At 60.6% G+C, this 19,428-nt stretch carries 18 protein-coding genes and 1 tRNA gene; 5 read left to right on the top strand and 14 right to left on the bottom strand.

Annotation, left to right across the window (positions count from 1 at the left end; genetic code table 11):
• Positions 1-66: 66 nt before the first annotated feature.
• The 5 genes from AB1495_RS03920 to hemE form a co-directional block, all read right to left on the bottom strand.
• Entirely contained in the window at positions 67-1,383 is a 1,317-nt protein-coding gene (locus tag AB1495_RS03920; RefSeq protein WP_074637248.1) for a TRAP transporter large permease, read from the bottom strand.
• 1 nt (position 1,384) lies between these two features.
• Positions 1,385-1,966 carry a TRAP transporter small permease gene (locus tag AB1495_RS03925; protein ID WP_074637250.1) on the bottom strand — a complete coding sequence of 194 codons (582 nt, stop codon included), beginning with the start codon at positions 1,964-1,966 and terminating at the stop codon, positions 1,385-1,387.
• A gap of 95 nt (positions 1,967-2,061) precedes the next feature.
• Complete coding sequence (locus AB1495_RS03930; RefSeq protein ID WP_037941222.1) at positions 2,062-3,096, bottom strand: TRAP transporter substrate-binding protein; 1,035 nt, start codon at positions 3,094-3,096, stop codon at positions 2,062-2,064.
• A gap of 215 nt (positions 3,097-3,311) precedes the next feature.
• Positions 3,312-3,388: transfer RNA gene (locus tag AB1495_RS03935), tRNA-Met, on the bottom strand.
• A gap of 62 nt (positions 3,389-3,450) precedes the next feature.
• Positions 3,451-4,500 (bottom strand): uroporphyrinogen decarboxylase, encoded by a 1,050-nt coding sequence (hemE, locus tag AB1495_RS03940; protein WP_005850013.1) that lies wholly within the window; start codon positions 4,498-4,500, stop codon positions 3,451-3,453.
• A gap of 109 nt (positions 4,501-4,609) precedes the next feature.
• Here hemE and hemC point away from each other — a divergent pair, with 109 nt between their 5' ends.
• The gene (gene hemC, locus AB1495_RS03945) at positions 4,610-5,563 is read left to right on the top strand and encodes a hydroxymethylbilane synthase (RefSeq protein ID WP_005850014.1); all 954 of its coding nucleotides are present in this window, start codon (positions 4,610-4,612) and stop codon (positions 5,561-5,563) included.
• 102 nt (positions 5,564-5,665) lie between these two features.
• Complete coding sequence (locus tag AB1495_RS03950) at positions 5,666-6,232, top strand: fasciclin domain-containing protein (RefSeq protein ID WP_037953936.1); 567 nt, start codon at positions 5,666-5,668, stop codon at positions 6,230-6,232.
• A 107-nt stretch (positions 6,233-6,339) separates the two neighbouring features.
• Here AB1495_RS03950 and hemF read toward each other — a convergent pair whose 3' ends face one another.
• The 4 genes from hemF to clpS are packed head-to-tail and all read right to left on the bottom strand — an operon-like array spanning position 6,340 to position 9,428.
• Positions 6,340-7,233: an oxygen-dependent coproporphyrinogen oxidase gene (gene hemF, locus AB1495_RS03955; protein ID WP_005850020.1), complete on the bottom strand. Its 894-nt coding sequence runs from the start codon at positions 7,231-7,233 to the stop codon at positions 6,340-6,342.
• Positions 7,234-7,260: 27 nt separating this feature from the next.
• Positions 7,261-8,061, bottom strand: a complete 801-nt coding sequence (locus AB1495_RS03960) for an SDR family NAD(P)-dependent oxidoreductase (RefSeq protein ID WP_009825372.1) — start codon at positions 8,059-8,061, stop codon at positions 7,261-7,263.
• A 29-nt stretch (positions 8,062-8,090) separates the two neighbouring features.
• On the bottom strand, positions 8,091-9,083 hold the full coding sequence (locus tag AB1495_RS03965) for a class I SAM-dependent methyltransferase (protein WP_074637252.1): 993 nt from the start codon (positions 9,081-9,083) through the stop codon (positions 8,091-8,093).
• 3 nt (positions 9,084-9,086) lie between these two features.
• Positions 9,087-9,428, bottom strand: coding sequence for an ATP-dependent Clp protease adapter ClpS (gene clpS / locus AB1495_RS03970; RefSeq protein ID WP_005850026.1), 342 nt, complete (start codon positions 9,426-9,428; stop codon positions 9,087-9,089).
• A 90-nt stretch (positions 9,429-9,518) separates the two neighbouring features.
• On the opposite strand from clpS, the gene AB1495_RS03975 reads away from it, so the two are divergent.
• Together AB1495_RS03975 and AB1495_RS03980 are read left to right on the top strand one after the other, a co-directional pair.
• Entirely contained in the window at positions 9,519-10,211 is a 693-nt protein-coding gene (locus AB1495_RS03975; RefSeq protein WP_074637254.1) for an HAD family hydrolase, read from the top strand.
• 245 nt (positions 10,212-10,456) lie between these two features.
• Entirely contained in the window at positions 10,457-11,965 is a 1,509-nt protein-coding gene (locus AB1495_RS03980; protein WP_037941210.1) for a D-alanyl-D-alanine carboxypeptidase family protein, read from the top strand.
• 11 nt (positions 11,966-11,976) lie between these two features.
• Here the strand turns inward: AB1495_RS03980 and AB1495_RS03985 are convergent, their stop codons facing one another.
• The 5 genes from AB1495_RS03985 to AB1495_RS04005 form a co-directional block, all read right to left on the bottom strand.
• Complete coding sequence (locus tag AB1495_RS03985; RefSeq protein WP_009825375.1) at positions 11,977-13,575, bottom strand: ABC transporter ATP-binding protein; 1,599 nt, start codon at positions 13,573-13,575, stop codon at positions 11,977-11,979.
• On the bottom strand, positions 13,572-14,678 hold the full coding sequence (locus AB1495_RS03990) for an ABC transporter permease (RefSeq protein WP_074637256.1): 1,107 nt from the start codon (positions 14,676-14,678) through the stop codon (positions 13,572-13,574). The genes AB1495_RS03985 and AB1495_RS03990 overlap by 4 nt, the downstream gene beginning before the upstream one ends.
• A gap of 5 nt (positions 14,679-14,683) precedes the next feature.
• A complete protein-coding gene (locus tag AB1495_RS03995; protein WP_005850034.1) occupies positions 14,684-15,772 on the bottom strand; it encodes a microcin C ABC transporter permease YejB in 1,089 nt (362 codons plus the stop codon).
• 9 nt (positions 15,773-15,781) lie between these two features.
• Complete coding sequence (locus AB1495_RS04000; RefSeq protein ID WP_074637258.1) at positions 15,782-17,731, bottom strand: extracellular solute-binding protein; 1,950 nt, start codon at positions 17,729-17,731, stop codon at positions 15,782-15,784.
• 187 nt (positions 17,732-17,918) lie between these two features.
• Positions 17,919-18,428, bottom strand: a complete 510-nt coding sequence (locus AB1495_RS04005) for a cytochrome c family protein (RefSeq protein ID WP_074637260.1) — start codon at positions 18,426-18,428, stop codon at positions 17,919-17,921.
• 132 nt (positions 18,429-18,560) lie between these two features.
• Here AB1495_RS04005 and AB1495_RS04010 point away from each other — a divergent pair, with 132 nt between their 5' ends.
• Positions 18,561-19,409, top strand: a complete 849-nt coding sequence (locus AB1495_RS04010) for a prephenate dehydratase (protein ID WP_037941199.1) — start codon at positions 18,561-18,563, stop codon at positions 19,407-19,409.
• Positions 19,410-19,428 lie beyond the last annotated feature (19 nt).

The raw sequence follows: 19,428 nt of genomic DNA on the forward strand, positions 1-19,428 counted from the left end.
CCATTCCCAAAACGAAAGGGCCGCGTCAGACGCGGCCCTTTTTTCATGTCACAGCGCTGTGCCCTGTCAGGGCAGCAGGAACAGCGTGATCGCGGGGAACATCACCAGAATGATCACCCGCACGATGTCGGAGCCGACAAAATACATCACGGCCTTATAGGTCTCTGTCATCGGAGTTTCACGGTCCATCGAGTTGATGATGAACAGGTTCATCCCCACCGGTGGCGTGATCAGACCGACCTCGACCACGATCAGCACAAGGATGCCGAACCAGATCGCCAGATGCTCTGTGCTCATCCCGAAATCCATCGCCGAGATCACGGGGAAAAAGATCGGCACTGTCAGCAGGATCATCGACAGGCTGTCCATCAGGCAGCCGAAAACGAGGTAGAAGACAAGGATCACGACCAACACGAACCACGGGCTATAGCCCTGCCCCACGACCCAGTCAGCCATGAACTGCGGCACGCCCGACAGGGCCAGAAAGCCGTTATAGAACCCTGCCCCCAGCACGATGAAAAAGATCATCCCCGTGGTTTTGGCCGTGCCTATCAGGCTTTCGCGCAAGACCGCCCAGTTCAGACTACCCGCCAGCAACGCCGCCAGACCGGTGCCCGCAGCGCCCACAGCAGCGCCTTCGGTCGGGGTGAACCACCCCAGATAGATGCCGCCCACGACGACGAAAAAGATCACCAGCACCGGCCATGTATTCGCCAGCGCCTTGAAGCGGTCCCCCATGGGCACCGCAGGGCGCACGCCCGCGGATTTGGGGTTCAGACGCACATAGATCGAGATCGTGATAACATAGCCGATGGCCGCCAGCACACCGGGCAGGAAGGCCGCCAGAAACAGCTTGGCGATATTCTGTTCTGTCAGGATCGCATAGATCACCAGAATGACCGACGGCGGGATCAGGATGCCCAATGTCCCCCCCGCGGCCAGTGTCGCGGTGGAAAACCCGCCGGAATAGCCATAGCGGCGCAGCTCGGGCAGCGCGACCTTCGACATGGTCGCCGCTGTCGCCAGCGAGCTGCCGCAGATCGCGCCAAAGCCCGCGCAGGCCCCCACGGCCGCCATCGCCACACCACCGCGACGATGCCCCAAAAAGCTCTCTGCCGCTTTGAACAGGGCTTGGCTCATCCCCGATAGGGTCGCGAATTGGCCCATCAGCAGGAACATGGGAATGATGCTCAGCGAATAGCTGGAAAACGTTGTGTAGGTCTCGGACTTGAGCTTTGACAGCAGCGGCGTGGGGTTGCCCCCCATCGCCAGATACCAGCCGCCAAACCCGCACAGCAGCATCGCCAGACCGATAGGGGCGCGCAAAAAGATCATCAGCAGCAGCACCGGAAAGGACCAGAAGCCCAGTTCTAGGTTGGTCATCTTAATGGGCCCCTTGTTCGCTGGGAAGAATATCGGTGCCGCGGATCGCCTCTATCACGCGGATCACGGCGCAATAGACGGACACAACACTGGCAATCACGCCGGACGCAAAGCTGGCGGCATAGGCCCACCACACCGGAAATTGCAGGAACAATGTCGTCTCGCCATTGCCAAGATAGCGTTGCATCCCCTCGTAGAGACGCCAGATGATCAGCACGATCACCGCGGCCAGAACGACCTCCCAAAAGGCCATGATCCAACGGTTCACCCGCGCCGGCAGGAAAGAGGTAAACACATCCACCGTGGCATGGGCGCCGTAATACTGGCAGATCGGCAGGAACGAGAAGATGGCGAAGGCGACCCCCGCCTCGAGCAATTCATAATTGCCGTTGATCTCGCCGATGCCCATGTCAATCAGCCCCTGCGACAGGCCGGTCAGCTTCGCCTGAAAGAAGGGGCTATGCAGCATCTTGTTGACCGTGCGCCCGATGATAGAGGCCGTGGTCATCAGCACCAGTGCCATCAGCACCAGCCCTCCGATCACGGCGGTAAAGCGGGCAAGAAAATATATCAGCCGACGCATGGTTCTCTCAATCTTGTCTAGGTATTTTGGGGTGTATCAAGCAATCAGGCCCGCGGCGCAGGGATGCACCGCGGGCCTGCTATCGTCGTCAGGAATTATTTGCCGTAGGCATCCATCAATTCACGCGCCTCATTGATCAGCGCCTGACCGTCGATGCCCTTGCTGTCCATATCGGCAATCCAGCTGTCGTAGATCGGCTGCGACGCATCGCGCCAGACCTGGGTCTCTTCTTCGTTCAGCTCGACAATGTTGTTGCCCAGATCAACCGCGACCTGACGCGCGGGGCCATCGGCATCCGCCTGTGTGCCCCCCGCAAAGACCGAGAATTCCAGACCGGAGTTTTCATCCAGAACCTTTTTCAGCTCGTCCGACAGCCCGTCATAACGGTCCTTGTTCATCGCCAGCACGAAGGTCAGCGTATAAAGTGCGGCACCGTCAAATTCGGTGTGGTTCTTCACCAGTTCCGGCACTTTCAACGATGGCGTCACTTCCCACGGGATCGTGGTGCCATCGATCACGCCCTTGGACAGACCTTCGGGAATCGCCGGAACCGGCATGCCCACTGGCGTCGCGCCGGTAATCTCGAGCAGCTGGTTCACCAGACGCGACCCGCCGCGAATCTTCAGACCCTGCATATCGTCGGGCGACCGCACTTCGGTGTTGGTGTGCAGCATGCCGGGGCCGTGAACCCAAGTGCCCAGAATATGTACGTCCTTGAACTCGGTGTCTTTCATATGCTTTTCGAACATCTGCCAATAGGCAGAGCTCGCCGCGCGGGCGTCGGTGACCATAAAGGGCAGCTCGAACACTTCGGTCGTGGGATAGCGACCGGGGGTATAGCCCACCACGGTCCAGACGATATCGGCCACACCGTCAATCGCCTGATCCATCAGCTCAGGTGGCTTCCCGCCAAGCTGCATGGAGGGGTAGCGTTCAATCTTGATCTTGTTGTCGCTGGCGGCTTCGACCTTATCGGCCCAGACATCCAGAATAAGTTTGGGCACATTGGCCTGTGGCGGCAGGAACTGGTGCATGCGCAGGGTAACCTCTTGCGCCATCGCGCCGGTCGCGCTCATGCCAACGGCAAGGGCCGCACCCGCGATCCCCATCAGGGTTCTTCTCATCATCATTCTAATCTCCCGTGTTCAGTCAAAACGGACCGCTCTGTTGCCGAGCAGTTCCGAGCCTTTAGCTGAGTGACACTCTGACACCAGCGACAGGGGATTATCAATCACCTCCGGTACAAGCGGATGAAAAACACGCAGCTCGGGAACACCAGCGCAGCACGCGCCAGACGGTGTTGAACAACACCTATCATGCAAAGGTCATGTGTGTGGGGGGGAGATGGTGGCGTTACCTGGATTTGAACCAGGGACCTAACGATTATGAGTCGTTCGCTCTAACCAACTGAGCTATAACGCCATCGGCGCTCCGAGTATGACAGGCTTCGGCCCCCGTCAAGAGCCAAAGCCAATCTTATTTGATTATTCGCCCTCGCGCACCGTATCAATCATGCGCTGCACGTTGTCAGGGTCGGCATCCGGGGTGATCCCGTGGCCTAGGTTAAAGATATGCGGGCCCTTGGAGAAGGCTTTGACGATCTGGCGCGTCTCATCCACCAGCGCCTGCCCGCCGGTGACCATATGGGTCGATGCAAGGTTGCCCTGCACGCAGCCGTCCACCTGCACATGTTTGGCCGCCCAATCCGCCGAAACGGAATTATCCAGCGCCACACAATCCACCCCCGTCGCCTTGGCGAACCCGATGTATTTATCGCCGGCCTCGCGCGGGAAACCGATGATCGGAATACCGGGGTGGCGCTTCTTCAGCTCTTGCGTGATCTCGCGCGCAGGGGCCAGCGCGTATTTCTCGAAAGCATCGCCCGGCAGCGACCCCGCCCAGCTGTCAAAGATCTTCATCACCTCGGCGCCTGCGTCAATTTGCGCAGACATATATTCGATGGTTGCCTTGGTAATCAGGTCCAACAGCTTCTCGAACAGGGCGTTATCCTGGGTGCGCAGCAGATGCGCAGGCCCCTGATCCTTGGTCCCCTGCCCCGCGATCATATAGGTCGCCACAGTCCAGGGCGCACCGGCAAAGCCGATCAACGTCGTCTCGCGCGGCAGTTCACCGGCAAGGTTGCGCACCGTCTGATAGATCGGGTTCAACGTCTCGTGGATATCGCCCACGGGCCGCAGCTGGTCAAAATCCGCCTGTGTGGTGACCGTGGACAGGCGCGGCCCTTCGCCGGTGACAAACCACAGATCAGCGCCAAGCGCCTGAGGTACAAGCAAAATATCCGCAAAGAGGATCGCCGCATCAAACCCGTAACGACGGATCGGCTGCAAGGTGACCTCGGTCGCCAGCTCGGGGTTGTAGCACAAAGACAGGAAATCCCCCGCCTGCGCCCGCGTCGCCTTATACTCGGGCAGATAGCGTCCGGCCTGCCGCATCATCCAGATCGGCGGCACCGGCAGCGTCTCTCCGGCCAATGAACGCAGAATGGTTTTGCTTTGCGTATCGGTCTGCGGCATCGGGGATTCCTACTCTTCAATGGTTTTGTCTTAGGTCAAGATGTAGCGCCGCGATGTCAAGGCAATGGCACCGCTTGTCAGATCAAATCCACACCCCTAAAGAAGGGCCATGACTGTGAACCTGCCCACCCCCGAAAACCCCATGCGCATCGGCACCCGCGGCTCGCCTCTGGCGATGGCCCAGGCCTATGAAACCCGCGCCCGTCTGGCCGCCGCCTTTGAAATCCCACAGGCGGCGTTTGAAATCGTCGTGATCAAAGTCACCGGCGATGTCATTCAGGATCGCCCGCTCAAGGACATCGGCGGCAAGGGCCTGTTCACCCGCGAAATCGAAGAAGACCTGCTGGCGGGCAAAATCGACATCGCCGTGCATTCGATGAAAGACATGCCCACGATCCAGCCGGGGGGCCTGCTGCTTGATACCTACCTGCCGCGCGAAGACCCACGCGACGCCTTTGTCGCGCCCACCCTGTCGGCGCTGGACCAACTGGCCGAAGGCGCGGTTGTCGGCACCTCCAGCCTGCGCCGCCGTGCGCAGCTGCTGCACCAGCGTCCCGACCTGCAGGTCGTCGAATTCCGCGGCAATGTGCAGACGCGGCTGAAAAAGCTTGCCGATGGTGTGGCCGAATGTACCTTCCTCGCCGTGGCCGGTCTGAACCGTTTGGGCATGCAACACGTCCCCGCCACGCCGATCGACGATACGCTGATGCTGCCCGCGGTGGCGCAAGGGGCCATTGGCATCGAACGCCGCGCCGGTGACCTTGATACCGAAGCCATGCTCGCCGCGATCCACGACACCCCCACGGGCCAACGTCTGGCCGCCGAGCGCGCCTTTCTGCTCACGCTTGACGGATCCTGCGAGACACCGATTGCGGGACTGGCCACGCTGGACGGCGACACGCTCCACCTGCGCGGCCAAGTCCTGCGCCCCGACGGGTCAGAGGCAATTGCCGGTGACCGCAGCGGCCCTATTGCGCAAGGCGGCCAGATGGGCGTCGATCTGGCGCAGGACCTGCTGGCCCAGGCAGGCCCCGGCTTCTTCGACTGGCACGTCAAAGGATAACATCCAAAATAAATTCGCGCTCTGTTTGAAACTAAGCGCAGCATGGCCCCGTTGCTTCGGCATGATCAACAAATGATCACGATATAAACCGAGGAGAACACCATGACTTTCGCTAAAAAGATGATGACCGCAACCGCAGCTCTGGCCCTGACTGCTGGTGCGGCTTTCGCCGACGAGATGAAGAACCCCATGGTCGGTGGTGCTGAAATGTTCGCCGACAAGAACATCGTTGAAAACGCCGTGAACTCTGCCGACCACACCACATTGGTTGCTGCTGTGAAAGCTGCCGGTCTGGTTGATACCCTCGCAGGCGAAGGCCCCTTCACCGTGTTCGCCCCCACCAACGCCGGTTTCGACCGTCTTGAGCCAGGCACCGTCGAAATGCTGGTCAAGCCAGAGAACAAAGAGCGTCTGACCGAAATCCTGACCTGCCACGTGGTGGGCAAGGCCGTGATGGCTGACGCGCTGCAGGGCATGATCAAGGACGACGGCGGCGAGCACCCCGTGCCGACACTGGGCGGCTGCACGCTGCAAGCCTCCTACGCCGATGATGGCCGCGTGATTCTGACGGACGAGAACGGCAATACGGCCTTCATCGAAATCGCAGATGTCAAACAGTCCAACGGTGTGATCCACGTTATCGACGGCGTGATGCTACCAAAGCAATAAGCTGATACCAGTTTAGACGAAAAGGCCCCCGACCTGCACGGTCGGGGGCCTTTTTCATTCCAAATGGCAGCTATCCCGGGGGAGCCCGCAGGGCGGGGGCTGGCCCCCTAGATCCACTTCGCCAAAGGTGGCAGGCTCATGAGAACCGCATTGGCGTCATGGCCCGTTTCCAGCCCGAATTTCGTACCGCGGTCATAGACAAGGTTATATTCGGCATAAAGCCCGCGATGCACCAGCTGCGCTTCCTTGTCTGCCTCTGACCAGTCTTGCGTGATCCGCTTTTGCACCAGCGGCAGATAGGCGGGCAGGAAGGCGCGGCCGATATCCTGTGTCAGGGCAAAATCCGCCTCCCAATCGCCTGTCGCGTGATCATCCATAAAGATACCGCCGACCCCGCGCGCGCGGTGGCGGTGCGGGATATAGAAATACTCGTCCGCCCAGGCCTTCAGCCGCGGGTAGAGATCGCTGCCATGAGGGTCCAGATGCGCCTTTTGCACGGCGTGGAAATGCGCAGTGTCTTCGTCATATTCGATGCAGGGATTCAGATCCGACCCGCCACCGAACCAGCTGGCATGGGGGGTCCAGAACATGCGGGTGTTCATATGGACCGCCGGGGCATGGGGGTTCTGCATATGCGCGACCAGACTGATGCCCGACGCCCAGAACCGCGGGTCTTCGGCCATGCCGGGGATGCCCTTGCGCGCCGCCATCGCGACCTGCGCGCGCTCTCCCAGGGTGCCGAACACCGTAGAGACGTTGACGCCGACCTTTTCGAACACACGCCCGCCGCGCATCACGCTCATCAGACCACCGCCCGCGTCACTGCCGTCGTCGCTGCTGCGTTTGGTCGGGGTCACCTCGAATGTGCCGGGCGCGGCATCAGACAGCGGGCCCTCGGCGTGGTCACGCTCCAGCGTCTCGAATGCCTCCACGATCTGGTCGCGCAGGCTGCGGAACCACTCAGCGGCGCGGGTCTTCTCCGCCTCGAAATCAACGGTCATGCGCAAAGCCTTTCGTTACTGCGTATTCTAGTGTGCCGGCGCGTCCACGGCGTCCAGCAAGGACCGCCCCCCGTCCACAACGATCACTTCGCCGGTCAGGAAACTGGAGCTGTCGGCGGCAAGATACTGGATCGTGTCGGCCAGCTCTGACGGCGAAGCGATGCGCCCCAGCGGCGTGTGGTTGCGGATGTCGTCGCGCCACTCGCGGTTCTCGGCGCAGGACGCTTTCAGCGACCCGCTCATCACCGACCCGAAGGCCACGGCGTTCACCCGGATGCGATGCGGTGCCAGCGTCAGCGCCATCGACCGCGTCATCTGCTCAAGCGCGGCCGCCGCCATGGAATAGGCCATCAACTCGGGCCGTGTGTGCCGCGAGGTGGTCGAGCTGAGGTTGACGATGCTGCCCACGCTGCCGTCTTCCTTGCCCTCGGATTGTTTGATCATGCGTTTGGCGACCTGCTGCGTCAGCTGCATCGCGGTCATCACGTTTTCCTGCCACAGGGTTTCAACGCTGGTGTCATCATTGTCCAGCGCATCCGTCGGCAGGAACTGCCGCGAGGCATTGACCAACACGTCAACCTCGTCAAAGGCGTCAATGGTGGCAGAGACGAGGTTCGCAATCGTCAGACGTTGCCGCAGATCGCCCGCGAAAAAGCGGATGTTGCCGTCGTCCTTGGCATCGCCCAGCTGTTCGACCAGCGCTTTCTCGTCGATGTCGGCACACATCACGTTTGCGCCCTTGTCGGCGAATTGCCGGGCAATCGCCAAACCGATGCCGTTCGCGGCCCCGGTGACGATGACGCTTTTGCCAGAGATTGAGAATGACATAAATCGTTCCTTAATCAGGCGCGGCCCGCCTATCGGCGTTTGCGCAAAGGCCGTGCCGCGTGAAACAGTTTGAACCGCGCATCGCCGCCGATTTCCTCGACATGGGCGAAACGGGTTTTCAGCTCTGCCTCATAGGGCAGATGACGGTTCGCGACCATCCACAGCTTGCCTTGCGGCGACAGGACGCGTGCTGCCGTGGCAACAAACGCCTGCCCGATCTGCGGTTCAGCCGCGCGACCGATGTGGAAGGGCGGGTTCATGATCACGCTGTCCATGCGGTGGGGCGGCTCCCAGCTTGTGGCATCCTCCCATGCAAAGGACGCGCGATCATCGGTGACATTGCGGCGCGCACATTCCAGCGCCATATGCCCCGCTTCAACAAGGTAAAGGTTCTTGATGTCAGGCCGTGTCAGCGCGTGGGCCGACAAAAAGCCCCAACCGGCCCCCAGATCGGCAACCTCGGACCCGAGCTTCTCGGGCAAGGCATCCACCAGCAGCGCCGAGGCCAGATCGACACCATCGGCGGAAAAGACCCCCGGCGCGGTCCAGAACCCGCCTTCGGTCAGCTCCGGCCCCTGACGCCAGTCGGAAAAGAACTCCGCCGCCGGTTCCGAGATCCAGAACATCTTGCCGTGAGCCTTCGAGATCGGGCCCTGCACGGTCACACGGTCGCGCATCTCGCGCAGGACACTATCGGCACCGTCGGTCTTTTGCCCGTCGATCACAACGATCCCGTCGCAGACCTCGCAGGCGGCGGCGATCACGGCGCGGGCTTCGGCCTTGGCGCGTGGCAGGCAGACGATACAGGCCGCATAGCGGTCCTTGATGGTGCGCACGACATCATAGCCGCGCGCGGCCCATGCGTCATAATCCGGTTTGAAATCATGGATAATCTGCACGCGGTCTTTGTCCAGACCTGGCAAATCACTGTCACGGGGGGGCTGAAAGACGGCAATCGCCCCTTCAGCTGGCAACTCAAGACCACCGCCGTCAAGCGCCAGTTGCAGACGTGCATCAATCACGTGTTATTCTTCTTTTTCCATGGTGCATTGCAGCGGGTGCTGGTGACGCCGGGCGAAATCCATCACCTGCGCGACTTTGGTTTCCGCGATCTCGTGGCTGAACACGCCCACGACCGCCAGCCCTTTTTTATGCACGGTCAACATGATCTCGAAGGCTTGGGCATGGTTCAGCCCGAAGAAGCGTTCAAGCACGATCACCACAAATTCCATCGGGGTGAAATCGTCGTTCAACAGCATCACCTTGTACAAAGGCGGCCGCTTGGTCTTTGGTTTGGTCTTGGTCAACAGATCGGTTTCGTCGTCGTCCCGGTCTTTGCCCGCCATCATAAGATCATCAAGGCGCATTGCTGCTCCTGCCTGAGAAGTCGTTTCAAGTGAGTCGTGTAGGCGTCTATATAACCCTAAAGCAGAATTAGAAAAGAGGGCGCGCCAAAGATGGGCAATCCGCTAACGACCATCGGTTTTGATGCCGATGACACTTTATGGCACAACGAACGCTTCTTTGCTTTGACACAGGTCAAATTCGCGGAACTTCTTGCCGATTACACCGACAGCGACAGCCTGATGGACCGGCTGCTTGAGGCAGAGCGGCGCAACATCCCCCACTACGGCTTTGGCATTAAGGGGTTCACCCTCTCGATGATCGAAACCGCGATAGAGATCACCGAGGGCCGCGTGCCGGCCGATGTCATCTCCGAACTGCTGGCGGCAGGGCGGGATATGCTGGCCCATCCGGTCGAACTGCTGCCCGATGTGCGCGAAACCCTCGAAACCCTGCAAGACGACTATCGGCTGGTGTTGGTGACCAAGGGCGATCTGCTGGATCAGGAACGCAAGCTCGCTGAATCCGGGCTGCGTGATATGTTCACCGCGATTGAAATCGTGTCGGACAAGACCCCGCAAACCTACCAGCGCATCTTTGATACCCACGGCGACGGCCCGGCCCGCGGCATGATGATCGGGAACTCCATGAAATCGGACGTGGTGCCGATGATCCACGCGGGCGGGCATGGCGTCTATATTCCCCACGGCGTCACCTGGGCGCTGGAGCACGCCCCCGCCCCGAGTGATTCGCCCCGCTTCCACCAGATCACGCGCCTGTCCGAAGTGGCAGAACTGCTGCCCTGAACGCCGCTGTATTCTCGCCTTACCTTCGCTGCGTTGTCGCCCAACTCTTGCCACATTCCCGCCACAATCGCCCCTATAGTGGCGGAGTTTTGGGCATACGCTATATGTGCTGCGCGGAAATCGCCGCTTTTCCGGGCTGCACCACATCGAACGCCTTTATCGAAAACACGTCCTATGGTAACCTTACCTTAATAATAATGGTCAGTTGAAAAATCGACGGCCGAGGCAGAGCAAAGGCAGTTATGATGAGAGTGCGGCGTGTGCAGCCAGCCCGGTATGGGCTATTTATTCTTGCGGCTATATGGATCTTGCTGATCCTGCCGCTCAGCGCAATGGCGGCCCCCTATGCCGCCTATGTGATCGACGCCCGAACCGGCGAAGTGTTGCACTCCCGAAACGCGGATACCCGTCTGCACCCGGCCTCCCTCACCAAAATGATGACACTTTATATCGCATTCGAGGCGATTAAACGCGGTGAGATCTCGCTCGACAGCAAGGTCAAGATCACCAGCCACGCGGCGTCCGAACCGCCCAGCAAATTGGGGCTGAAATCGGGCCAGACCATCGCCCTGCGCTACCTGATCCGCGCCGCGGCCGTCAAATCTGCCAATGACGCCGCCACCGCCATCGGGGAAGCCATCGAAGGGTCCGAAGCCAAATTCGCCCGCCGCATGAACCGCACCGCCAAGGCGCTTGGCATGACCAACACCACCTTCAAGAACGCCCACGGCCTGACCGAATCCGGCCACATGTCGACCGCGCATGACATGACCATCATGGGCCGCCACCTGCTCTATGATCACCCCGAATACTACAACCTGTTCTCGCGCATCACTGCCGATGCGGGCGTGCGCAAGGTCAGCCACACCAACCGTCGCTTCCTGTCGTCCTACAAAGGCGCCGACGGGATCAAGACCGGCTACACCCGCGCCGCTGGCTTCAACCTCACCGCCTCGGCCGAACGGGGCAATGAACGCATTATCGTGACCGTCTTCGGCGGCACCTCCACCAGCGCGCGGAACGCTAAAGTGGCCGAGCTGATGGATCTGGGCTTCCGCCGCGCCCCCTCCAGCGCACCGCTGAAAAAACCCTCCAAACCTGCTTACGCCGATGTCGAAGATACGCCCGTTGCATCCGACGGGGCCGCGGGCAAGGTCATCCGCCTCGTGGGGGCCGTCACCACCTCCAAACGTCCCACATTGCGTCCGGGCCACCAGCCTCAGGTCGTGGTTGCCACCGCAGAGGTGCCCCAAGCGACCTCGCCGATCCTGAACTCGGACATCACCGCCGCGCTGAAAGAGGCGCAGAAAACCGCGCCGCCCGTCGTGGCAGAGGCCCCTGCCCCGACACCGGAACCCGCAGCAGAGGCGGAAACCCTGCTCGCCTCGGTCTCGGTCCGGCCCACGCTGCGCCCCTCGGCTGCCGCATCGCTGGTTGAAACCGCCGCGGTCAAACAGGTCACACCCAAAGCGCCCCCCGCCCCCGAGGTCATCACACGCGTGTCGACATCTGGTGGCCGTCACTGGGGCGTGAATGTGGGCCGCTATCCCAGCCGCTATGCCGCCGAGAAAGTGTTGCTGAAAACCGCATTGTCCGAAATCTCGACCCTCGACGGCAGCCTGCGCAAAGTCGTGCGTCGCCCGCAAGGGTTCGACGCCAACTTCCTTGGCATGACCCGCGAGACAGCCGATCTGGCCTGTCGCCGTCTGGTCGCCCGCAATGTGAACTGCTTTATGATCGGGCCAAGCTCTTAAGCTTGGCCTGCTCAGGTCGTCGCCTGTAGCAAGGTGCGCGTATAATCGGACTGCGGATTGTCATACAGCGTATCGACATCGCCATATTCGACCACATCCCCCCGCTTCATCACCATCACCTTATGCGACATCGCGCGCACGACCTTCAGGTCGTGGCTGATGAACAGATAGGCCAGCCCGTATTTGCGCTGCAGATTGCGCAGCAGGTCCACGATCTGCACCTGCACGGTCATATCCAGCGCCGAGGTCGGCTCGTCCAGCACCAGTAACTTGGGCCGCAGCACCATCGCCCGCGCAATCGCGATCCGCTGACGTTGCCCGCCGGAAAACTCGTGCGGATAGCGGTCCATCGTGGCCGGGTCCAAGCCCACCTCGATCATCACATCGCGTACCAGTTCGCGCGGATTGCGGTCGGGGTCCACCTTATGCACGCTCAGCCCTTCGGCGATGATCTGCATACAGGTCATCCGCGGCGACAGGCTGCCGAACGGATCCTGGAACACGATCTGCATATCCTTGCGCAACCGTCGCAACTGCCGCGTGGACCAACTGCGCACGTCCTGCCCCATAAAGCTGATCCCCCCTTCAGAGGAGATCAAGCGCATGATCGCCAGTGCCAGCGTCGTCTTGCCCGACCCGGATTCACCCACGATACCAAGGGTTTCCCCCGCGCGCACCGACAGCGACGCGTCGTTTACCGCCTTCACGTGATCCACCGTCTTGCGCATGAACCCCTTCTGGATCGGGAACCAGACCTTCAGATGATCGGTGCTGGCGATCACCTCGGCATCGGGGGCAACCGGGTCCGGTCGGCCCGACGGCTCCGCTCCCAAAAGCTTGATCGTATAGGGGTGCTGCGGGTTATCAAAAATCTCGTGCGTGGGGCCGTGTTCGACAATCTCGCCCTGTTTCATCACGCAGACGCGGTCGGCAATGCGGCGCACGATGCCCAGATCATGGGTGATGAACAGCAGGCCCATGCCCTCGCTGTCTTTCAGCTCTTTCAGCAGGTCGAGTATCTGCGCTTGAATGGTCACGTCCAAGGCCGTGGTCGGCTCATCCGCGATCAACACATCGGGCTTGTTGGCCAGCGCCATCGCGATCATCACCCGTTGCCGTTGCCCACCCGACAGCTGATGCGGGTAGGCACCCAACCGGCTTTCCGCATCCACGATCCCGACCTTGTCCAGCAGTTCAAGGATACGCGCCCGCGCCTCGGCCCCTGCCACGCCCTGATGCAGCGCCAGCGATTCCGCCAGCTGCTTTTCGATCGTATGCAGCGGGTTCAGCGAGGTCATCGGCTCTTGAAAGATAAAGCTGATGTCATTGCCACGCACCTTGCGCAGCAGCTTGTCGCTCGCCCCGACCATCTGCTGCCCGTCATACAACACCGACCCCGACACCTCGGCACTGTCGCCCAACAGCGATACGGTGCTCAGCGCCGATACGGATTTACCCGAGCCGGACTCCCCCACCAGCGCCACGGTCTCCCCGCGCTGCACGGCAAAGCTCACGCCCTTGACCGCATGGGTCAACGCGCCTTCCTGACGGAAGGAGACGCGCAGGTCATCCACTTGCAGCACCGCGGCGTTCTGGGTCGAAGGCGTCATGAGAACGTCTTTCTCGGGTCAAAGGCGTCGCGGATCCCTTCAAAGATAAAGATCAGCAGCGACAGCATGATGGCAAAGGTGAAGAACGCGGTGAACGCCAGCCAGGGCGCTTGCAGGTTCTGCTTGGCTTGCAACGTCAGCTCGCCCAGGGACGGGGCCGACGACGGCAAGCCGAAGCCCAGAAAATCAAGGATCGCAAGCGTGCTGATCGTGCCGGTGATGATAAACGGCAGCATCGTCAGCATCGCGACCATCGCATTGGGCAGCATGTGGCGGAACATGATCGTCATATTCCCCACCCCAAGCGCGCGCGCTGCGCGCACATATTCAAGGTTCCGCGCGCGCAGGAACTCGGCCCGCACCACACCCACCAGCGATGTCCAACTGAACAGCACCAGCAAGAACACCAGTAGCCAGAAACTGCGCCCCAGAATGGCGAACATGATAATGATCACATAAAGCGACGGGGTCGAGGTCCAGATCTCGATCACGCGCTGGAAGATCAGATCCGTCCAGCCGCCAAAGAACCCCTGCACCGCCCCCGCGATGATCCCGATCAACGATGCGGCCCCCGTCACAATCAGGGTAAAGATGATCGACAGCCGGAAGCCATGAATGACCCGCGCCAGCACGTCACGTTTGGTGCCATCGGTGCCCAGCAGGTTCTGCCCGTTCGGCGGCAGCGGGGCCGCGCCGGGCCGGTCCACGGCGGTGTCAAAGCTATAGGGGATGGGCGGCCAGATCGACCAGCCCGCCGAAATCGGCTCGCCCGCGACCTCGCCATCCTGCGCGTCCTCGATGATCCCCTCGGGGTCGTCCAGACAGTCGATCAACCCGCCCGAGGCGATCAGACATTGCACTTCGGGGTCGCGGTACACCGCTTCGGTCAGGAAATCGCCGCCGAATTCGGTCTCGGGGTAGAACTTGAAGATCGGCATGTAATAGTCGCCGCGATAGTTCACGAGGATCGGTTTGTCGTTGGCCACAAATTCAGCGAACAGCGAGATGCCAAACAGGATCGCGAAAATCCAAAGGCTCCAATAGGCGCGGCGGTTACGGGTAAAGTTACGCCAGCGGCGTTGGTTCAGCGGGGATAGCGCCATGGGGTTCAGCCCTCGCGTTTTTCAAAGTCGATGCGCGGGTCGACGACCACATACATCAGGTCAGACAGGATACCGACCAGCAGACCGATAAGGCCAAAGATGAACAGCGTCCCGAAGACGATCGGATAATCCCGCGCAACCGCCGCCTCGAACCCCAGACGGCCCAGCCCATCAAGGCTAAAGATCGTCTCGATGATCAGCGAGCCGCCAAAGAACACACCGATAAACACCGCTGGAAAGCCCGCGATCACGATCAGCATCGCGTTGCGGAAGACGTGGCCGTACAACACCTTACGCTCTGACAGCCCCTTGGCCCGCGCCGTGACGACATATTGCTTCTTGATCTCGTCGAGAAAGCTGTTCTTGGTCAGCAACGTCAGCGTCGCAAAGGCCGAGATGGTCGAGGCCAGCACCGGCAGCGTGATGTGCCAGAAGTAATCCGCGACCTTGCCCAAGGGGCTCAGCTGGTCAAAATTGTCCGAGGTCAGCCCCCGCAGCGGGAATATCTGCCAGTAGGACCCGCCCGCGAACAGCACCAGCAGCAGGATCGCGAACAGAAAGCCCGGGATCGCATAGGCGGCGATAATCGCGCCCGATGTCCATGTATCAAAGGCCGTGCCATCCTTGACCGCCTTGCGGATGCCAAGGGGGATCGACACCAGATAGGCAATCAACGTGGACCACAGCCCCAGCGTGATCGACACGGGCAGCTTTTCCTTGATCAACTCGATCACGCTGATCGACCGGAAGTAGCTGTCGCCAAAATCGAACCGCATGTAATTCCACAGCATGTTCACGAACCGCTCTACCGGCGGTTTGTCAAAGCCGAACTCTTTCTCAAGCTCTGCGATGAATTCGGGCGGCAGGCCCCGTGCGCCAACGTAATTCTCGTTGCCGCCGGTATCTGCGGCATTCCCCGCATCCGATCCCCCGCCAGAGAACCCTTCGAACACGTCACCACCGCCCTGAATACGCGCGATCGCCTGCTCAACAGGGCCACCCGGCACAAACTGTACCAGTGCAAAGTTGATCAGCATGATCCCAAGCAACGTCGGTATGATCAGCAACAGCCGTCGAAGAATATATGCGCCCATGGCCGGCGTTTACCTCAGTGCGCCCGCAGCGCGCAAGGCGTCTGCTTTATCGGCATTGTACCACCAGAAATCGAGGTAACCCAAAGCGTAAGGCGGCTGCGTTTCGGGGTGTTCGTACTGGTCGTAATAGGCGGTCCAGAAACTGTCGTTATACCAGGTCGGGATCATGAAAAATTCATAGCGCAGTGCCCGATCCAGCGCCATCAGGCTGGCGTCCTCTTCCTCTTTCGTGTCGGCGGCCAGCGACGCGGTCACAATCGCATCCACCAGCGGGCTGGCAAGCCCCGCAGGGTTGAACAGCGAATAGGCCGCCGCCTCTGACCCATAGCGTTGTTCCAGCCCGGTGCCTGTGCCCAGAAACGCCCCATAGCTGTCATAGACCATGTCGTAATCGCGGTCCCGTTCGCGGGCCGTGTATTGGGAACTGTCGACTTTCTCGAGCACGGCATCAATGCCCATGTTCTGCAAATTCGACATAAAGTTTTCGATCACCGCCGACAGCGTCGCCGACCCCGAGGAGTTCAGCAAGAACCGCAACTGCAAGGGTTTGCCCTGCGCATTATAGCGTTTTCCGTCATCGCCCACGGCCCAACCGGCCTCGTCCAGCAGCTTCATCGCGCGGCGCAGGTTGCGACGGTCCGACAGGCGGCTCGCATCCGACGTATGCGGCATGACCGCGTCTTGCGTCAGCAGTTCGGGCGGCACGACATCGCCAAGGTTTTCCAGCAGCGCCAGTTCCGCCCCTTGGGGTGCGCCCGTGGCCATCAGCGGTGTGTCCTGCGTAAACGACGCCCGCTGTTTGAACAGCCCGTATTGTAGCGATTCATTGGTCCATTCAAAGTTGAACCCCAGGGCCACGGCCTCGCGCACGCGCTTGTCCTGCAAGACCTCGCGGCCAAGGTTGAACACGATGCCCGAGGGCGTAGGAGGCGACCCGTCGGGGATATCCTCTTTGACCACCTGCCCGGCGGTCACCTTGGGGAAGTCATAGGACGACGCCCATTGTTTCGAGCTGCCCTCGGTGCGGAAGGTATATTCACCCGCTTTGAAGGCCTCGAAAGCGGAATTCTCGTCGCCGAAGTATTCGACGCGGATTTTATCGAAATTGTTGCGGCCCACATTGAACGGCAAGTCCTTGCCCCAGTAATCGGGGTTGCGTTTATACACGATGCGACGGTTCACATCGATGCTGTCGATCATATAGGGGCCCGACCCGGGCGAGGTTTCCAGCCGCGATTCGTCGAGCCGCGCGCCGGTTTCCTCGTACCATTTTTTCGACCACGCCGGCACGCCGCCGACCTGTTCGATCAGGCTGCGCCGGGACACGCCGGGGCTGAAATAGAACTTGATGGTGTAATCGTCGATCACCTCGACCTTGGGGATCAGCTTGCGCACTGCATCGGCATAGGATTTCAGCCCCTGATCCAGCAGCAGGTTGTGGCTAAAGGCGATGTCATGGGCCGTCACCGGATCACCGGTCGAGAATTTCGCGTCCTTGCGCATGTGGAACACCACCCAATCCTTGCTCTCGGGGTATTCAAGGCTCTCACACAGCAGGCAATAGGCTTCGCCGTAAACATCCGCGGGCACGATCTCTCCGCCGACGCCCTCGCCAAGCAGGCTTTCATACATCACCGTGCTCAACGCGCCGCCACGGCCCTTGCGCGAATAGGGGTTCATCGAATCAAACGTCCCGAGGGTAGAGATTGAAATCTCGCCGCCTTTGGGGGCGTCGGGGTTCACATAGTCGAAATGGGTGTAATCGGCGGGGTATTTCAGATCGCCGTAAAAGGAATAGCCATGCGCGGTGATGATCTTGTCACTACCCTGCGTGGCGTCATCCTGCCCCCAAGCAGCACCGCCCAGCATCGCGGCCCCGAAAACAAGCAAGGCCGCACCAGCGACGCGCAGCATGGGGGTTTGCGATTTTGTGTCAGCACGGGCATGGGTCCGGGGCATCGGGCGTATCCTTTATAACAACAGGCGATAGACAAGGGTCGTCGCGGCAGATCACTACCGGATACACGCTAACGGCCCGACCGCCCAAGTTACAAGTTGCGAATATGTTACCTGACTGAAAACAGGGCACTTCACAGCAAAAGGCCGCCCACGAGGGGGCGGCCTTGCAATCGGGATATGGGGTGGATCAGTTGTCCAGGCTGTCGAGATAGGCGATCACATTCGCCCGGTCTTCGATCTTGGGCAGACCCGCGAAACCCATCGTAGTGCCTGGCGCGAAACCCGCAGGCTTGGTCAGGAAGGCGTTCAGGTTCTCGGGGGTCCATGTCTCAGCCGATTTCTCAAGCGCGCCGGAGTAGGACGCATACCCGTCAGCGGAATCAACCGGACGCCCGACAACACCGTAGAGGTAGGGACCAACCGCATTCGCACCATCTTCAACCTTGTGACAGGCGGAACATTTGCGGAAAACCTTTTCACCCTTGGCCGGATCAGCGGCCGCCATGATCTCGGCGAAATCGACTTCTTCAGCGGGCTCACCGCCACCAGAGGCGTCTGCCACTTCAATGACATAGCCTTGTTCGCCATACGCTTCGGCATGATAAAGCTCTTCGCCCGCGAATTTGCCAAGCAGAAGGACAAGCCAAGCGCCAAACAGGCCGGCAGCGATTTTGGTAACGGTCATTGTATCGAACATGCGTGAAGGTCCATCGTTGGTATTCGGGCATCGTATTGCAGGCGTATCTATTGCTTTCCCTTCGTCGGGGCAAGGTGTAGTTACCGCGACCAAACGCCATAGTTGGCAACGGCTTGAAGAAGGATGCCCCTGATGACCAGTAAAACCGCGCCGCGCATCGCTTTTCAAGGTGCTTTGGGGGCCTATAGCCACGAAGCCTGCCTGCAAGCCCGCCCCGACATGATCCCGGTGCCCTGCATGACCTTCGAAGGGGTGATCCGCGCCGTGCGCGAAGGCCGCGCCGATCTGGCGATGCTGCCGGTTGAAAACTCGACCTATGGGCGGGTTGCGGACATCCACCGGCTGTTGCCGCAAAGCGGGCTGCGCATCATTGCAGAGGCGTTCGTGCGCGTGCGCATCAGCCTGATGGCCCATGACGGTGTGAAGCTCGAAGACATCAAACACGTGCGCGCGCATATGGTGCTGATCCCGCAGGCGCGCAGCTGGCTGGACGCCCATGGCATCACCTCAGAGGCAGCGGCAGACAGCGCAGGGGCTGCGGCGGATCTTGCGGTGTCGGAGGAACGCGATGTCGGTGTGCTGGCAAGCGAGGTCGCGGCGGATATTCACGGGCTCAAGGTGCTGGCCCGCGACATCGAGGATCTGGACCATAACACCACCCGCTTTTTGCTGATGTCGCCCGAGCTGGACCAGACCCGCCGTGCGGAAAACATGCTGACCACCTTTGTCTTTCAGGTGCGCAACATCCCGGCGGCGCTTTACAAGGCCATGGGCGGTTTCGCGACCAATGGCGTCAACATGACCAAGCTGGAAAGCTACATGGCGGGCGGGTCGTTCACGGCGACACAGTTCTATGCCGATATCGAAGGCCACCCCGAAGACCCCGCCGTCGCCCGCGCGCTGGAGGAGTTGGCGCATTTCACCAACTTCATCGACATTCTGGGCGTCTACCCCGCGCATCCCGACCGTCACGGCCAGTAAGTGCGGCAACCACCGCAAA

The sequence above is a fragment of the Sulfitobacter pontiacus genome (assembly GCF_040790665.1).
Taxonomy (GTDB): Bacteria; Pseudomonadota; Alphaproteobacteria; order Rhodobacterales; family Rhodobacteraceae; genus Sulfitobacter; species Sulfitobacter pontiacus.

What these genes read in the sequence shown, in the direction of transcription:
- AB1495_RS03930 (WP_037941222.1), bottom strand. Translation starts at nt 3,096, where the DNA reads ATGATGATGAGAAGAACCCTGATGGGGATCGCGGGTGCGGCCCTTGCC.
- AB1495_RS03985 (WP_009825375.1), bottom strand. Translation starts at nt 13,575, where the DNA reads ATGACGCCTTCGACCCAGAACGCCGCGGTGCTGCAAGTGGATGACCTG.
- AB1495_RS03975 (WP_074637254.1), top strand. Translation starts at nt 9,519, where the DNA reads ATGGGCAATCCGCTAACGACCATCGGTTTTGATGCCGATGACACTTTA.
- AB1495_RS04000 (WP_074637258.1), bottom strand. Translation starts at nt 17,731, where the DNA reads ATGCCCCGGACCCATGCCCGTGCTGACACAAAATCGCAAACCCCCATG.
- hemC (WP_005850014.1), top strand. Translation starts at nt 4,610, where the DNA reads ATGACTGTGAACCTGCCCACCCCCGAAAACCCCATGCGCATCGGCACC.
- AB1495_RS03960 (WP_009825372.1), bottom strand. Translation starts at nt 8,061, where the DNA reads ATGTCATTCTCAATCTCTGGCAAAAGCGTCATCGTCACCGGGGCCGCG.
- AB1495_RS03950 (WP_037953936.1), top strand. Translation starts at nt 5,666, where the DNA reads ATGACTTTCGCTAAAAAGATGATGACCGCAACCGCAGCTCTGGCCCTG.
- AB1495_RS03980 (WP_037941210.1), top strand. Translation starts at nt 10,457, where the DNA reads ATGAGAGTGCGGCGTGTGCAGCCAGCCCGGTATGGGCTATTTATTCTT.
- hemF (WP_005850020.1), bottom strand. Translation starts at nt 7,233, where the DNA reads ATGACCGTTGATTTCGAGGCGGAGAAGACCCGCGCCGCTGAGTGGTTC.
- AB1495_RS03990 (WP_074637256.1), bottom strand. Translation starts at nt 14,678, where the DNA reads ATGGCGCTATCCCCGCTGAACCAACGCCGCTGGCGTAACTTTACCCGT.
- AB1495_RS04005 (WP_074637260.1), bottom strand. Translation starts at nt 18,428, where the DNA reads ATGTTCGATACAATGACCGTTACCAAAATCGCTGCCGGCCTGTTTGGC.
- AB1495_RS04010 (WP_037941199.1), top strand. Translation starts at nt 18,561, where the DNA reads ATGACCAGTAAAACCGCGCCGCGCATCGCTTTTCAAGGTGCTTTGGGG.
- hemE (WP_005850013.1), bottom strand. Translation starts at nt 4,500, where the DNA reads ATGCCGCAGACCGATACGCAAAGCAAAACCATTCTGCGTTCATTGGCC.
- clpS (WP_005850026.1), bottom strand. Translation starts at nt 9,428, where the DNA reads ATGCGCCTTGATGATCTTATGATGGCGGGCAAAGACCGGGACGACGAC.
- AB1495_RS03995 (WP_005850034.1), bottom strand. Translation starts at nt 15,772, where the DNA reads ATGGGCGCATATATTCTTCGACGGCTGTTGCTGATCATACCGACGTTG.
- AB1495_RS03925 (WP_074637250.1), bottom strand. Translation starts at nt 1,966, where the DNA reads ATGCGTCGGCTGATATATTTTCTTGCCCGCTTTACCGCCGTGATCGGA.
- AB1495_RS03920 (WP_074637248.1), bottom strand. Translation starts at nt 1,383, where the DNA reads ATGACCAACCTAGAACTGGGCTTCTGGTCCTTTCCGGTGCTGCTGCTG.